This is a genomic window from Streptomyces lycii (assembly GCF_009735685.1).
GTDB lineage: Bacteria > Actinomycetota > Actinomycetes > Streptomycetales > Streptomycetaceae > Streptomyces > Streptomyces lycii.
On record NZ_WHPN01000029.1, the window covers coordinates 1 to 15,508 of the forward strand.

Annotated in this window: 11 protein-coding genes; 9 read left to right on the plus strand and 2 right to left on the minus strand. The window is 73.4% G+C overall.

The window, feature by feature from the left end:
• The 3 genes from GCU69_RS01290 to ftsY all read left to right on the plus strand — a co-directional run.
• The coding region (locus GCU69_RS01290; protein WP_156204897.1) for an AAA family ATPase at nt 1-990 on the plus strand (990 nt) is incomplete at its 5' end.
• 370 nt (nt 991-1,360) lie between these two features.
• Complete coding sequence (locus tag GCU69_RS01295; RefSeq protein ID WP_156204898.1) at nt 1,361-2,785, plus strand: sugar porter family MFS transporter; 1,425 nt, start codon at nt 1,361-1,363, stop codon at nt 2,783-2,785.
• Nucleotides 2,786-2,948: 163 nt separating this feature from the next.
• Nucleotides 2,949-4,160 (plus strand): signal recognition particle-docking protein FtsY, encoded by a 1,212-nt coding sequence (gene ftsY, locus GCU69_RS01300; protein ID WP_156204899.1) that lies wholly within the window; start codon nt 2,949-2,951, stop codon nt 4,158-4,160.
• Between the two features lie 66 nt (nt 4,161-4,226).
• Here the strand turns inward: ftsY and GCU69_RS01305 are convergent, their stop codons facing one another.
• Nucleotides 4,227-4,898: a bifunctional DNA primase/polymerase gene (locus GCU69_RS01305; RefSeq protein WP_098749767.1), complete on the minus strand. Its 672-nt coding sequence runs from the start codon at nt 4,896-4,898 to the stop codon at nt 4,227-4,229.
• A gap of 465 nt (nt 4,899-5,363) precedes the next feature.
• Between GCU69_RS01305 and nsdA the strand changes: the two genes are divergently transcribed.
• The 5 genes from nsdA to ffh all read left to right on the plus strand — a co-directional run bounded on the left by nsdA (nt 5,364) and on the right by ffh (nt 13,142).
• Nucleotides 5,364-6,866 carry a transcriptional repressor NsdA gene (gene nsdA, locus GCU69_RS01310; protein ID WP_156204900.1) on the plus strand — a complete coding sequence of 501 codons (1,503 nt, stop codon included), beginning with the start codon at nt 5,364-5,366 and terminating at the stop codon, nt 6,864-6,866.
• A 243-nt stretch (nt 6,867-7,109) separates the two neighbouring features.
• Entirely contained in the window at nt 7,110-8,402 is a 1,293-nt protein-coding gene (locus GCU69_RS01315) for an ammonium transporter (protein ID WP_098749768.1), read from the plus strand.
• Nucleotides 8,399-8,737 (plus strand): P-II family nitrogen regulator, encoded by a 339-nt coding sequence (locus GCU69_RS01320; RefSeq protein WP_098749769.1) that lies wholly within the window; start codon nt 8,399-8,401, stop codon nt 8,735-8,737. Before GCU69_RS01315 ends, GCU69_RS01320 begins: the two co-directional genes overlap by 4 nt.
• Before the next feature lie 76 nt (nt 8,738-8,813).
• Nucleotides 8,814-11,486, plus strand: a complete 2,673-nt coding sequence (locus GCU69_RS01325) for a [protein-PII] uridylyltransferase (RefSeq protein ID WP_098749770.1) — start codon at nt 8,814-8,816, stop codon at nt 11,484-11,486.
• A 108-nt stretch (nt 11,487-11,594) separates the two neighbouring features.
• A complete protein-coding gene (gene ffh, locus GCU69_RS01330) occupies nt 11,595-13,142 on the plus strand; it encodes a signal recognition particle protein (RefSeq protein WP_098749771.1) in 1,548 nt (515 codons plus the stop codon).
• A gap of 218 nt (nt 13,143-13,360) precedes the next feature.
• Here the strand turns inward: ffh and GCU69_RS01335 are convergent, their stop codons facing one another.
• Nucleotides 13,361-14,236, minus strand: a complete 876-nt coding sequence (locus GCU69_RS01335; protein ID WP_098749772.1) for an SAM-dependent methyltransferase — start codon at nt 14,234-14,236, stop codon at nt 13,361-13,363.
• Between the two features lie 677 nt (nt 14,237-14,913).
• On the opposite strand from GCU69_RS01335, the gene GCU69_RS01340 reads away from it, so the two are divergent.
• A complete protein-coding gene (locus GCU69_RS01340) occupies nt 14,914-15,504 on the plus strand; it encodes a hypothetical protein (RefSeq protein ID WP_156204901.1) in 591 nt (196 codons plus the stop codon).
• Nucleotides 15,505-15,508: the final 4 nt, after the last annotated feature.

Sequence of the window (15,508 nt, forward strand, 5' to 3'; positions counted from 1 at the left end):
ATCGAGGTGTCGCTGGTGCGGGCCGAGGAGGAGCGCGCCGCCGCCGAGCGGGCGAAGGCGGACCGGGAAACGGGGCTGGCCGCCGAGCGCGACCGCGGCCGGGACCTCAAGAGCGAGCTGGACAAGCTCACCGACTCGGTGCACCGCGGCGAGGTGCTCGGGGCGGAGAAGCGGCTGCGGATCGAGCAGCTGGAGACCAAGGCGATGGAGGAGCTGGGCGTCGAGCCGTCCGTGCTGGTGGCCGAGTACGGGCCCGACCAGCCGGTGCCGCCGTCGCCGCCCGCCGAGGGCGAGGAGCTGCCGGAGGACCCGGAACACCCGCGCAACCGGCCGGTGCCGTACGTCCGGGCCGCCCAGGAGAAGCGGCTGAGGGCGGCCGAGCGGGCGTACCAGCAGCTCGGGAAGGTGAATCCGCTGGCGCTGGAGGAGTTCGCGGCGCTGGAGGAGCGGCACAAGTTCCTCACCGAGCAGCTCGAAGACCTGAAGAAGACCCGGGCGGACCTGCTGCAGGTGGTGAAGGAGGTCGACGAGCGGGTCGAGCAGGTCTTCACCGAGGCCTACCGGGACACCGCACGCGAGTTCGAAGGGGTCTTCTCCCGGCTCTTCCCGGGCGGCGAGGGGCGGCTGATCCTGACCGACCCGGACAACATGCTGACCACCGGCCTGGACGTCGAGGCCCGGCCGCCGGGCAAGAAGGTCAAGCGGCTGTCGCTGCTGTCCGGCGGCGAGCGGTCGCTGACCGCGGTGGCGCTGCTGGTGTCGATCTTCAAGGCCCGGCCGAGCCCGTTCTACGTCATGGACGAGGTGGAGGCTGCGCTCGACGACACCAACCTGCAGCGGCTGATCCGGATCATGGAGGAGCTGCAGGAGAGTTCCCAGCTGATCGTGATCACCCACCAGAAGCGGACGATGGAGGTCGCGGACGCGCTGTACGGCGTCTCCATGCAGGGCGACGGAGTGTCCAAGGTCATCAGCCAGCGCCTGCACTAGCCGGGAGCGGCACGGGCGGCCGGCATCACACGGGGCCGGCAGCCGGCGGGACGGGGCCGGCAGCCGCCGGGGACCCGGCCGGCTGCCGGCCGGTGCCCGGCGGCGGCCCACGGCTCACGGCCGACGACTGACAGCCGTCCCGGACGGGCATCAGTCCCGGACGGGCATCAGTTCATTTCTTCAAGTCTCGAAAGATCCACTCTGATTCATGGTCGAAAACTCGTTACTCGACGGGTATTGACTTAGAAACTTGAAGGCATAGTCTCTGCAACGTTGCTTTTACCTTCAAGTGGTGGCACTCCCCGATTCGTGCGCCACTGGAGGTTCCACCCCCCACGCCCGGCAACGCGGCCGGGCTTCAGGAGAGAACGTGTCCAGCACCGCGACGCCGACGCCGGAGGGCCGCAAGGCCCGTCCGGAGCACATCGGCCATGTCATCTTCATCGCGGCGTCCGCCGCGATGGGCGGCTTCCTGTTCGGCTACGACAGCTCCGTGATCAACGGCACGGTCGTGGCCATCCGCGAACGCTTCGACGTGGGCTCCGAAGCCCTCGCCCAGGTGATCGCGGCCGCCCTCATCGGCTGCGCCATCGGCGCGGCGGTCGCGGGCCGGATCGCCGACCGGATCGGCCGTATCCGGGTGATGCAGATCGCCGCCCTGCTGTTCACGGCGAGCGCGGTGGGCTCCGCCCTGCCGTTCGCCCTGTGGGACCTCGCCCTGTGGCGGGTGGTCGGCGGCATCGCCATCGGCATGGCCTCGGTGATCGGCCCGGCCTACATCGCCGAGGTGGCGCCGCCCGCGTACCGCGGCAGGCTCGGCTCGTTCCAGCAGGCCGCGATCGTGATCGGCATCGCGGCGTCCCAGCTGGTGAACTTCGGCATCCTCAGCCTCGCCGACGGCGACCAGCGCGGCGAGATCGCGGGCTTCGAGGCCTGGCAGTGGATGCTCGGCGTGATGGTCGTCCCGGCGGCGCTCTACGGACTGCTGTCGTTCGTGATTCCCGAGTCCCCGCGCTTCCTGATCTCCGCCGGCCGGAAGGACCGCGCCCGGCAGGTGCTGCGCGAGGTCGAGGGCGCGCACGTCGACCTGGACACCCGGGTCGGCGAGATCGAGCTGGCCATGCGCAGTGACCGGAAGTCGACGTTCAGGGACCTGATGGGCGGCCGGTTCGGCCTGCTGCCGATCGTCTGGGTCGGCATCGGGCTGTCGGTGTTCCAGCAGCTCGTCGGCATCAACGTGATCTTCTACTACTCCGCCTCGCTGTGGCAGTCCGTGGGGATCGACCCGACGAGTTCGTTCTTCTACTCCTTCACCACGTCGATCATCAACATCATCGGCACCGTGATCGCGATGGTCTTCGTCGACCGCTACGGCCGGAAGCCGCTGCTGCTCATCGGCTCCGCCGGAATGACGCTCTCGCTCGGCCTCGCCGCCTGGGCGTTCTCCTTCAAGACCGGCACCGGCGACAACATCTCGATGCCCGACACCCAGGGCACGGTGGCGCTCTTCGCCGCGCACGCGTTCGTGCTCTTCTTCGCCCTCTCCTGGGGCGTGGTCGTCTGGGTGCTGCTCGGCGAGATGTTCCCGAACCGGATCCGCGCCGCCGCACTGGGTGTCGCCGCCGCCGCCCAGTGGGTCGCCAACTGGGCGATCACGGTCAGCTTCCCGTCCCTCTCCGACTGGAACCTCTCCGGCGCGTACGTGATGTACACCGCCTTCGCCCTGCTCTCGATCCCCTTCATCCTCAAGTGGGTGCCGGAGACCAAGGGCAAGGCGCTGGAGGAGATGGGCTGACACCCCGCCGCCCGGCTCCCTCCGCGGTCACTGCCCCGGCTCGTTCCCGAGCCGGGGCAGTGGCCGTTCCGGGTGGTGGCGCGCGTGCCGTGCCGGGGTCCGCGGGACACCGGGCGGTGGGGCGGGCGTGCCACGGCGGCCGGTGGCCGATACTGATGGAGTTATGGAAATCGTCATCCTTGCTGTAGTCATCGCACTGGTCGCGATCGGCGCCATCAGCGGACTCGTGGTCAGCAGCCGCAAGAAGAAGCTGCCGCCCCCGCCGCCGAGCGCACCGACCGTCACTGCCCCGCCCGCCGAGCCGCGCGTCGGGGAGGAAGCCGAGAGGCCGGGCGGCGAAGAACGCCGGACCGTCGAGGACGTCGGCCTGCCCGGCAGCGGCGCGACCGCCACGGAGGAACCGGCCGTCGTGCCGCCCGCCGTGCCGGAGGCCCCGGCCGTCGAGGTCCCCGAGCCCACCGCGGGCCGGCTCGTCCGGCTCCGTGCCCGTCTCTCGCGTTCGCAGAACTCCCTGGGCAAGGGGCTGCTCACGCTGCTCTCCCGGGAGCACCTCGACGAGGACACCTGGGAGGAGATCGAGGACACCCTGCTGGCCGCCGATGTCGGGGTGGCCCCGACCCAGGAGCTCGTCGAGCGGCTCCGCGAGCGGGTACGGGTCCTGGGCACCCGCACCCCCGAGGAGCTGCGCACCCTGCTCCGCGAGGAGCTGCTCGGGCTGGTCGGCACCGAGGCGGACCGCGCCGTGCACACCGAGGGCGGGCTGGAGGTCCCCGGGGTCGTCATGGTCGTCGGTGTCAACGGCACCGGGAAGACCACCACCACCGGCAAGCTCGCCCGGGTGCTCGTCGCCGACGGGCGGAGCGTGGTGCTCGGCGCGGCCGACACCTTCCGTGCCGCCGCCGCCGACCAGCTCCAGACCTGGGGTGAGCGTGTCGGTGCCCGTACGGTCCGCGGGCCGGAGGGCGGTGACCCGGCCTCGATCGCCTTCGACGCGGTGAAGGAGGGCATCGCCGAGGGCGCCGACGTGGTGCTCATCGACACCGCGGGGCGGCTGCACACCAAGGCCGGGCTGATGGACGAACTCGGCAAGGTGAAGCGGGTCGTCGAGAAGCACGGGCCGCTCGACGAGGTGCTGCTGGTGCTCGACGCCACGACGGGCCAGAACGGGCTGGTGCAGGCCCGGGTGTTCGCCGAGGTCGTGGACATCACGGGCATCGTGCTGACCAAGCTGGACGGCACCGCCAAGGGCGGCATCGTCGTGGCCGTGCAGCGCGAGCTGGGGGTGCCGGTGAAGCTGGTGGGCCTCGGGGAGGGCGCCGACGACCTGGCACCGTTCGAGCCGGAGGCGTTCGTCGACGCCCTGATCGGCGACTGACCGGCACCGGCGGGGCCGCGGCGCGGGCGTTACGGTCGCGCGGGCGTTACGGCGTTCGCGCGGGCGTCACGGGGCGGACCGGTGCGACACGAAGGCGAGGGTGCCGAGGAGCAGCCGGGCCTGCGGGAGCCGCCCCACGGTGTCCAGCGTCGGGGGACGCAGCCAGCGGACCGGCCCCAGCCCCGCGAGGTCCGAGGGCGGCGCGGTGATGTGGCTGCCCGGGCCGAGGCAGCGCAGGTCGAGCCGGGTGTCGTCCCAGCCGGTGCGGTAGAGCAGCTCGGGGAGTTCGGCGCAGGCCCCGGGGGCGACCAGGAAGTGCGCGCGGCCCTCGGGCGTCGCCGCGACGGGGCCGAGCGGCAGCCCCATCCGCTCCATGCGGGCGAGGGCGTGCCGGCCGGCGGCCTCGGCGATGTCGATCACGTCGAACGAGCGGCCGACGGGCAGGAGCACGGCCGCTCCCGGCACCTCGGACCAGGCCGCGGTCACCTCGCCGAGGGTGGCCCCGGCCGGCACCTCGGGGCCGAAGGGCAGCGGGTGCGCGCCGGGTGCGGGGCAGTCGGCGGCCCCGCAGGAGCAGGCGCCCGAGGTCTCGCCCGGGGTGCGCCCCGCCCGGGCGCCGGGCACCACGTCCCAGCCGTAGAGCGCGGTGTACTCGGCCACCACTGTGCAGTCGGAAGCCCGGCCGCGGCGCCGCGTGCCGGAGCGCAGTTCCCGGATGCCGCCGATCGTGAAACCCATGTCCTCTCCAACGGGTCACCCGTGCCGCGGTTACGGCACGGAGCCGTGATGTGACGTTGTGTCGCGGGGGTGGGGGCCCGGATGGCGCCGCGTGGTCTGCCAGGTGGTGGACGGCGGCACGCGCGCCCCCGTGAGCGCCTGTCCGCCGGTGGGTCTCGTCCCCTGTCAAGTGAAGCGCGAAGTCCGGCGGGTGGGTTCATCCGAAGGGGTGGCGAATGGTGGCGTTTCCGGGTTCGCGCTCGCGCGAGAGGTGATCGTAGGATTACTTTCGGTATCCGAACCGCCCGTTGGGCAGGCGCCGTTCGCGGGTATGCCGGAGGCATGAGGCAGCTGTCCCGGTGCTCCGGGACGGCCGCCGGACGGCGGCGGCGGTTGCGGGACAGGGCCGCGCAGAGGCGGCATTCTGGGACGACGTCCGCGCGGCGAGCGACGCGGACGACGCGGTACGGGGACGGGGGCCTACCAGTGGTCGGCAGCGGCGGCGCGGGCGGCAGCGCGGAGAAGCGCCCCAACGAGCCGCTGGGATCGTGGTTCCTGCGCAGCGGCTGGTCCAAGGGCGAGCTGGCGCGGCAGGTGAACCGCAGGGCCCGCCGGCTCGGTGCCCACCACATCAGCACCGACACCTCCCGGGTGCGCCGCTGGCTCGACGGCGAGCAGCCCCGCGAGCCGATTCCGCGGATCCTCTCCGAGCTGTTCTCCGAGCGCTTCGGGTGCGTCGTGACGACCGAGGACCTGGGGCTGCGCACCGCCCACCGGTCCATCTCGCCGGCCGGTGTCGACCTGCCCTGGACCGGGCCCGAGACCGTCACGCTGATCAGCGAGTTCTCCCGCAGCGACCTGATGCTCGCGCGCCGCGGCTTCCTCGGCAGCTCGCTCTCCCTGGCCGCCGGGCCCTCCCTGGTCGAACCGCTCCAGCGGTGGCTGGTGCCCGCCCCGGCGGCCCGGCCCGGGAGCGGGGGCGGGGGCGGCGGGGAGCCCGGCGTCCGGGACCGGGGCGGGCGCCCGTCCCGGCTGTCGCTGCCGGAGCTGGAGCTGCTGGAGAGCACCACGGCGATGTTCCGGCAGTGGGACGCCCAGTGCGGCGGCGGTCTGCGCCGCAAGGCGGTCGTGGGACAGCTCCACGAGGTCACCGACCTGCTGCACGAGCCGCACCCCGAGGCGGTGGCCCGGCGGCTCTTCGGGGTCACGGCCGAGCTGGCGGAGCTGGCCGGCTGGATGAGTTACGACGTGGGCCTCCAGCCCACCGCCCAGAAGTACTTCGTGCTCGCGCTGCACGCGGCCAAGGAGGCGGGGGACAAGCCTCTCGGCTCGTACATCCTCTCCGACATGAGCCGGCAGATGATCCATCTGGGCCGGCCGGAGGACGCGCTGGAGCTGGTGCATCTCGCGCAGTACGGCAGCCGGGACTGCGCGACCGCCCGGACGCAGGCCATGCTGTATGCGATGGAGGCCCGCGCCTACGCCAACATGGGCGCTCCCGGCAAGTGCCGGCGCGCGGTCCGCATGGCCGAGGACACCTTCGCCGACGTGAGCGCCGGGGACGGCGACCCGGACTGGATCCGGTTCTTCTCCGAGGCGGAGCTGAACGGCGAGAACTCCCATTCCTACCGTGACCTGGCCTATGTGGCCGGCCGCAGCCCGACCTACGCCTCGCTCGCCGAGCCCGTGATGGCCCGGGCGGTGGAGCTTTTCAGCCAGGACGCGGAACATCAGCGGTCGTATGCGCTGAATCTGATCGGCATGGCCACCGTTCATCTGCTGAAGAAGGAGCCCGAGCAGTCCGCGGCCCTGGCCGGGGAAGCGCTCGGAGTCGCCTGCCGGGTCCGTTCCGAGCGGGTGAACAACCGGCTCCGCAAGACCGTGGACGCCGCCGCCCGCGAATTCGGGGAAGTGGCCGAAGTGCTGCATGTGACCGAGCTGCTGGCCCGCCGGCTGCCGGATTCCGCGGAGCGCGGCCGGGCCGTCTGACGTCCGGCCCACCCGGGCCCCCGGCGCCGTACCGCGCCGGGGGCCCGGGCGTGCGCGGCCCCGGCCCGGACCGGCAGCGGGCGCCGTACCGCAGTTCACCGGGACGTAACACGGACGTGCTCTTCGTCACTGTGCCGAAACACCTGGCGGCATCGGCGGAAACGGCGCTGCGCCAATCTCTAGGCGAAAACCGGCCCTCATGTTTCATCCCGCACGGGCCTTCGCTTCGAGGAGACGTCGACATTGAATGGCGCAGATACCGCATTCGTACTGATCAGTGCCGCGCTCGTGATGCTGATGACACCGGGCCTGGCTTTCTTCTACGGCGGCATGGTACGGGTCAAGAGCGCCCTCAACATGCTGATGATGTCCTTCATCTCGCTCGGGATCGTCAGCATCCTCTGGGTGCTCTACGGCTACTCCCTGGCGTTCGGTGACGACATCGGCGGCGGGCTGCTGGGCAACCTGGACCACGTCGGGCTGTCGGGCATCGACTTCGAGACGCTGACCGGCGGCGACGAGGGCATCCCGGTCTTCGCCTTCGCCTGCTTCCAGCTGATGTTCGCGGTGCTCACCCCGGCGCTGATGAGCGGTGCCCTCGCGGACCGCGTGAAGTTCACCGGCTGGGCCCTCTTCATCAGCCTCTGGGTCACCGTCGTCTACTTCCCGGTCGCGCACTGGGTGTGGCAGGCGGACGGCTGGCTGTTCAAGCTGGAGGTCATCGACTTCGCGGGCGGCACGGCCGTGCACATCAACGCCGGTATCGGCGCCCTGGCCGCGGTCCTCGTCGTCGGCAGGCGCATCGGGTTCAAGAAGGAGCCGATGCGGCCGCACAGCCTGCCGCTGGTCATGCTCGGCGCCGCCCTGCTGTGGTTCGGCTGGTTCGGCTTCAACGCCGGTTCGGCCCTGGCCGCCAACGGCACCGCCGCGAGCATGGCGCTGAACACCCAGGTCGCCACCGGAGCCGCGATGCTCGGCTGGCTCGCGTACGAGCGGATCCGGCACGGCGCGTTCACCACGCTGGGCGCCGCCTCCGGCGCGGTCGCCGGCCTGGTGGCGATCACGCCCTCCGGCGCGCACGTCAACGCCCTCGGCGCGATCCTCATCGGCGTCGTCGCCGGTGCCCTCTGCTCCTGGGCCGTCAGCCTCAAGTACAAGCTGGGCTACGACGACTCCCTCGACGTCGTCGGCGTCCACCTCGTCGGCGGTGTCGTCGGCACCCTGCTCGTCGGTGTGCTGGCCATCGATGGTGTCGGCGGCATGACGCAGCTGGGCAAGCAGGCCGTCGGTGCCTTCTCGGTGATGGCGTTCTCGTTCGTCGCCTCCTGGCTGCTGGCCAAGCTCGTCGACGTCACGATCGGCTTCCGGGCCACCGAGGACGAGGAGACCTCCGGTCTGGACCAGGCGTACCACGCGGAGACGGGCTACGACTTCAGCGCCGTCGGCGGCCCGTCCTCCGCCCGTAGTACGGTTCCGGACCCCGAGAGCGGCGTGACCGGTGCCGCCGCGCCGAAGAACAAGAAGGTGGACGCATGAAGCTCATCACGGCAGTCGTGAAGCCGCACCGGCTGGACGAGATCAAGGAGGCACTCCAGGCCTTCGGCGTCCAGGGACTGACGGTCACCGAGGCGAGCGGCTACGGGCGCCAGCGCGGCCACACCGAGGTCTACCGCGGCGCCGAGTACACCGTCGACCTGGTGCCCAAGGTCCGTATCGAGGTGCTGGTCGAGGACGGCGACGCCGAGCAGCTGATCGAGGTCGTCGTGAAGGCGGCCCGTACCGGCAAGATCGGTGACGGCAAGGTGTGGAGCACCCCCGTCGAGACCGCCGTCCGCGTCCGCACCGGTGACCGCGGCCCGGACGCCCTGTAGTGGACCGCCGGGCGGCCCGCGGCACCGCGCGGGCCGCCCGGCGCGTTCCGTACCGCCTGCGAACGAGGGGAATCGGGTGACGGACAGCGCGCAGCACACCCCGGACACGACGGACCGGCCCGAGGGCTACGCGGCGGCCCGGATGCGTCTCCTGGCGCGGGAGGCGGAGCCCGGGCCGCCGCGCCGTTCGGCGCTGGCACGGCTCACCGACGACTGGCTGGCCGCGCTGTTCGAGGCCGGTGCGGCGGACGCGGCCGCCCGCGGCGGCGGCCGGGGCGCCCGGAACGGGCCGACCGCCGCACCGCCGGCCCGGCCGCGGGGCATCGCGCTGGTCGCCGTCGGCGGCTACGGGCGCGGCGAGCTGTCCCCGCGCAGCGACCTCGACCTGCTGCTGCTGCACGACGGCACGGCGGACGCCGCGACCGTCGCGGTCATGGCCGACCGCATCTGGTACCCCGTCTGGGACCTCGGGCTCGACCTCGACCACTCCGTACGGACCCCCGCCCAGGCCCGCAAGACCGCGGCCGAGGACCTGAAGGTGCAGCTCGGCCTGCTCGACGCCCGGCATCTGGCCGGGGACGTCTCGCTGTCCGCACAGCTGCGCACCGCGGTGCTCGCCGAGTGGCGCAACCAGGCCGCGCGGCGGCTGCCGGAGCTGCACGAGCTGTGCACGGAGCGCGCCCGGCGCAACGGAGAGCTGCAGTTCCTGCTGGAACCCGATCTCAAGGAGGCGCGCGGCGGCCTCCGCGACCTCACCGCCCTGCGCGCCGTGGCCGCCTCCTGGCTCGCGGACGCGCCGCGCGAGGGCCTGGCAGAGGCCCGCGCCCTGCTGCTCGACACCCGCGACGCCCTGCACCTGGCCACCGGGCGGGCCACCGACCGGCTGGCCCTCCAGGAGCAGGACCAGGTGGCGGCCGGCCTCGGCCTGCTGGACGCCGACGCGCTGCTGCGCCGGGTCTACGAGGCCGCGCGCACCGTGTCGTACGCCGGCGACGTCACCTGGCGCGAGGTGGGCCGGGTGCTGCGGTCCCGCGCCTCCCGTCCCAAGCTGGGGAAGCTGCTCCCCGGGCGGGCGGGGCGCACGGCGGCCGGACGCCGGCCGGGCGGCGGCGCGGAGGGGCGCACCCCGCTCGCCGAGGGCGTCGTGGAACAGGACGGCGAGGCGGTGCTCGCGCGCACCGCACGCCCCGAACACGACCCCGTGCTGCCGCTGCGCGCCGCGGCCGCCGCCGCCCAGGCGGGCCTGCCGCTGTCGCTGCACACCGTGCGGCGGCTGGCCGCCGCGGCCCGCCCGCTGCCCGTGCCGTGGCCGGCCGAGGCCCGGGAGGAACTGGTCACCCTGCTCGGCGCGGGAGAGCCCGCCGTCGCGGTGTGGGACGCGCTGGAGGCGGAGGGGCTGATCACCCGGCTGCTGCCGGACTGGGAACGGGTCCGCTGCCGTCCGCAGCGCAACGCCGTGCACATCTGGACGGTCGACCGGCACCTCGTCGAGACCGCGGTCCGGGCGGGCGCGCTGAGCCGCCGCGTGGGCCGCCCCGACCTGCTGCTCGTCGCGGCGCTGCTGCACGACATCGGCAAGGGCTGGCCGGGCGACCACTCCGTGGCCGGGGAGGTCATCGTCCGTGACGTGGCCCGCCGGATCGGCTTCGACCGCGCGGACACCGCCGTGCTCGCCACCCTGGTGCGGCACCATCTGCTGCTCGTGGAGACCGCGACCCGGCGGGACCTGGACGACCCGGCCACCGTCCAGTCCGTCGCCGAGACCGTCGGCGGCACCGAGACCCTGGAACTCCTGCACGCCCTCACCGAGGCGGACGCGCTGGCCACCGGGCCCGCGGCGTGGAGCACCTGGCGCGCCTCCCTCGTCGGCGACCTCGTCAAGCGCACCGCCGCCGTCCTGGCGGGCGGGGCGGCCGCCCCTCCCGGCGACGCCGGGGAGCAGCCGACGGCCGAGCAGGAGCGGCTCGCGATGGAGGCCCGGCGCACCGGCGGCCCGGTGCTGGCCCTCCGGCCCCGGCCGGACACGCCGCCGTACCCGGGGGAGGCCCCGGCGGACGGCGGTACGGAGCCGGGAACGGGCGGCGGCGCGGACCGGGGTACGGACACCGGGGAGGAGCGGGCCGCGGAGCCCGTCGGCGTCGAACTTCTCATCGCCGTTCCCGAGCGCCCGGGCGTGCTGCCCGCCGCGGCCGGGGTGCTCTCCCTGCACCGGATGACCGTGCGCGCCGCCGACCTGCGGGAACTGGAACCGCCCGCGCCGCCCGCGGGCGCCGGGGGCGGCGAGCCGGACGGGGCGGGGGACGGCGCCGTACTCCTGCTGACCTGGCGGGTCGCGGCCGAGTACGGATCCCTGCCGGACACCGCCCGGCTGCGCCAGGACCTGCTGCGGGCGCTCGACGGCTCCCTCGACGTGGCCGCGCGGCTGGCGGAGCGCGACTCCGCGTACCCGCGCCGCCGGGGCGTGCGCCCGCCGCCGCCACGGGTGACGGTCGCCCCCGCCGCCTCCCGGCACGCGACCGTGCTGGAGGTGCGCGCCCAGGACGCCCCCGGACTGCTGCACCGGATCGGCCGGGCGCTGGAGGAGGCCGCGGTACGGGTCCGCAGCGCCCATGTCAGCACGCTCGGCGCGAACGCGGTCGACGCCTTCTACCTGACGGGCACCGACGGAGCCCCGCTCACCGGCGTCCGCGCGTCCGAGGTGGCGCGGGCCCTGCAGGCCGCGCTGGCGGGTGCCGAGGAGCGGGCGTAGCGCCGCCCTGCCCGCCGTTCCCCGACGGGCAGGGACGGGAGGCCTGTACGGGACCGATATCCTGGACGGTGATTCACTCCGCCCCCGACGCGAGGACCGACGAGCGACGTGTTCGACACCCTTTCCGACCGCTTGGCGAGCACCTTCAAAACCCTCCGGGGCAAGGGCCGCCTGTCCGAGGCGGACATCGACGCCACCGCACGTGAGATCCGCATCGCGCTGCTGGAGGCGGATGTCGCGCTGCCCGTGGTGCGCGCCTTCATCAAGCAGGTCAAGGAGCGGGCACTCGGCGCCGAGGTCTCCCAGGCACTGAACCCCGCCCAGCAGGTCATCAAGATCGTCAACGAGGAACTCGTCGGCATCCTCGGCGGCGAGACCCGCCGCCTGCGGTTCGCCAAGAACCCGCCGACCGTGATCATGCTGGCCGGTCTGCAGGGCGCGGGCAAGACGACCCTCGCGGGCAAGCTCGGCCTGTGGCTGAAGGGCCAGGGCCACACTCCGCTGCTCGTCGCCTGTGACCTCCAGCGCCCCAACGCCGTCAACCAGCTCTCGGTCGTGGCCGAGCGGGCGGGCGTCGCGGTCTTCGCGCCCGAGCCGGGCAACGGCGTGGGCGACCCGGTGAAGGTCGCCCAGGACTCGGTCGAGTTCGCCAGGACCAAGCAGCACGACGTCGTGATCGTCGACACCGCCGGCCGGCTCGGCATCGACGAGGAACTGATGCGGCAGGCCGCGGACATCCGCGACGCCGTCCGCCCCGACGAGATCCTCTTCGTCGTCGACGCGATGATCGGCCAGGACGCGGTGAACACCGCCGAGGCGTTCCGCGACGGCGTCGGCTTCGACGGCGTGGTGCTGTCCAAGCTCGACGGTGACGCGCGGGGCGGTGCCGCGCTCTCCATCGCGCACGTCACCGGCCGCAACGTCATGTTCGCCTCCAACGGCGAGAAGCTGGACGACTTCGACGCGTTCCACCCGGACCGCATGGCGTCCCGCATCCTCGGAATGGGCGACGTCCTCAGCCTGATCGAGAAGGCCGAGCAGACCTTCAGCCAGGCCGAGGCCGAGAAGATGGCCGCCAAGCTGGCCAAGGGCCCGAAGGAGTTCACGCTCGACGACTTCCTGGCCCAGATGGAGCAGGTCCGCAAGATGGGCTCCATCTCCAAGCTGCTCGGCATGATGCCCGGCATGGGGCAGATGAAGGAGCAGATCAACAACCTCGACGAGCGGGACGTCGACCGCACCGCCGCCATCATCAAGTCGATGACGCCGGGCGAGCGGGCGGAGCCGACGATCATCAATGGCTCGCGCCGGGCCCGTATCGCCAAGGGCTCGGGCGTCGAGGTCGGCGCGGTGAAGAACCTCGTGGAACGCTTCTTCGAGGCCCGCAAGATGATGTCGAAGATGGCCCAGGGCGGCGGCATGCCGGGGATGCCCGGCATGCCGGGGATGCCCGGCGGTGGCGCGGGCAAGAAGAAGAAACAGCAGAAGCAGGCCAAGGGCAAGCGCCGCAGCGGCAACCCGATGAAGCGCAAGGCCGAGGAGCAGGCCGCCGCGGAGCGCCGCGAGCAGCAGGCGGCGAACCCGCTCGGACTGCCGCCGGGTCAGGACGCGCAGGACTTCGAACTGCCCGACGAGTTCAAGAAGTTCATGGGCTGAGCGCCGAGCGCCCTCGCCCGGGGGAAGGTGCGTGCCACCGGCCCGGTCGTGCCCGGTCCCGCGGGGTTTCCGGACCGGCGGCACGACCCGGCCGCGGCGCGGAGCGGGGCCGGAGCGTGAGCCGTACGCCGGGGCGCGAGCCGTACGCCGGGGCGCGAGCCGGCACGGGAGCGTCGGCCGGCCCCGGGCGTGAGTGCTTTCGAAGCTGCGGGGCCGCGTCAGACGCGGGCGATGAGATAGCGGAAGACGTTCGGCATCCAGACGGTGCCGTCCCGGCGGACATACGGGTGCAGGGCCTCCGCCAGCTCCTTCTCCACCTGCGCCTCGTCCGCCGCCTCCGCCGCCGCGTCGAACAGCCCGGTGGACAGCAGGCCGCGGACCGCGCTCTCCGGGTCCGCGTAACCGAACGGGCAGGAGAGCCGGCCGGACCCGTCGGGCCGCAGCCCCGCCCGGTGCGCCGCCTCCTCCAGCGCGTCCCGTCCGTACGGCCGCCAGCCGCCGGGCGCGCTGCCGTATCCCGGGCCGAGGTCCGGCGGCCGCGCGGCCTGCCGGGTCGCCGCCCGGAGCACCGAGGCCGTCGCGCAGCGCTCCGGTGGTCCCCAGCCGGCGATGACGACGGGGCTGCCGCGCTCGGCGAGCGCCGCGGCCGCGGTGAGCATCGGCACCAGCTCACCGTCCGCACCGGACTGCGGATCGAAGGCGGTGACCGCGGTGAAGCGCGGCCCTCCCTCGGCCGCGACCGCCGCCGGGCCGCCGCCGACCACGCGCGGTCCGTCCGCGGGCGAGCCGTGCGGGGCGGTGCCGGGCCGGAGCCGCTCCTCGGCGAGAGCCAGCCGCCTGCCGTCGGTGTCCGTGCCCGTCACGGAGGCGCCCCGGGCGGCGGCCATCAGCAGGGCGAGCCCGGATCCGCAGCCGAGGCCGAGCAGCCGGTCGCCGGTGCCGATCTCCAGTCGTGCGTAGACCGCCTCGTAGAGCGGCACCAGCATCCGTTCCTGGATCTCCGCCCAATCGCGTGCTCGGGCGTACGCGTCCCGGTGGCCGTGTGCGGCCGGGGGTGCGAGGTGCTGGTGCTGCCGAACGAGCGTGGGTGTCATCGAAGCGCCCCAATCCGCCGAGAGCTCAGTGCGTGTCTGTGGTTGCCCGCCCCCGTGGTCGCGCGGTGCCGCGTCCCCCCGGAGCCGGCGAACTCCGCACGGGCTGCCGAGTTCCAGGGGGTGTGCGACGGTGCCCCGGTGCTCCCCCTGTGCGCCCCGCTTCCGCGCGGTACGGGCGTGCACCGGGGGTGCCGGCTCACCGTTTCAGAGTGCCACCGCCGTACCGACTCCGCCACGGCAGAGCCGCCGTGAAGCGGCTCGGCTACGTCGAGTTCAGGAGGCGCGGCCTCGGCAGCGGCCCGATCCCGTGACCGGTGCGGAGGACGGGGCGCGGGGCGGCGCCCGGGCCGGAGGGTGCGCCCGGTACGCTCGCTCGCGAGACCCGCGGCCGGGGCGGGCCGTGCGGGCTGTACGGGTCGTGGGCGTCCGTGGGCGTCTGTGAGCGCCGCACCGCGCGAGAGCGCCGTGGCGAGCCGTGTCCCCGGCGCGCGAGGCCGGTCCCGCGCCGGGGCGTACGCGCGGGTAAGTACCGCCTTGTTGCGAGCTGCACTACTTCTCCACACATCGGCGCACGCGCCCTCGTCGCCCGCGCATGAACCTGTACTGACTGGTACGTGCAAATTATTTGGGATGCCCGGTATCGGAACACCGGGGCGGTCCGGCTCGTTGTTCACGACGTGAGCACGACACCATTTGTTCTCGCCGCAGAGCTGGCGCAGGCGTGGGCCGACATTCAGCGGCACCACCCCGAGCTGCCGGATCTTGCCGCGCCCGAAGCCCTCATCGGAGAGTCCTCGTCCGCCTGCGGCGCCGACCTCTCCTTCGAACGACTGCTCCACGAGGCAGTCCACGGCATCGCCGCGTCCCGGGGTGTCCGCGACACCTCCCGGGCCGGCCGCTACCACAACCGCAGATTCCTCGCGATCGCCGAGGAGATGGGGCTGGACCACCCGGACGAGCCGCATCCCAGCAGCGGCTTCTCGCTGGTGAGCCTCACGCCCGAGGCGAGAAAGCGATATCGCCCGACCATCGAGCGGCTGCACCGTGCGCTCAAGGCGTACAGCGCCGCGACGACGGGAGACGCCGAGCGCAGCTTCCGCGGCCCCGCCGCCCGGCACGGTTCGTCCGGCGGAGGAGTCCGGGTGAAGGCCGTCTGCGACTGCGGGCGCAACGTCCGCGTGGTCCCGTCCGTGCTGGCCCAGGCCCCGATCGTGTGCGGCGGCTGCGGCAAGCCGTTCCGCATCCCCGAGGCGGTCGCGGTCGCCTGACGAC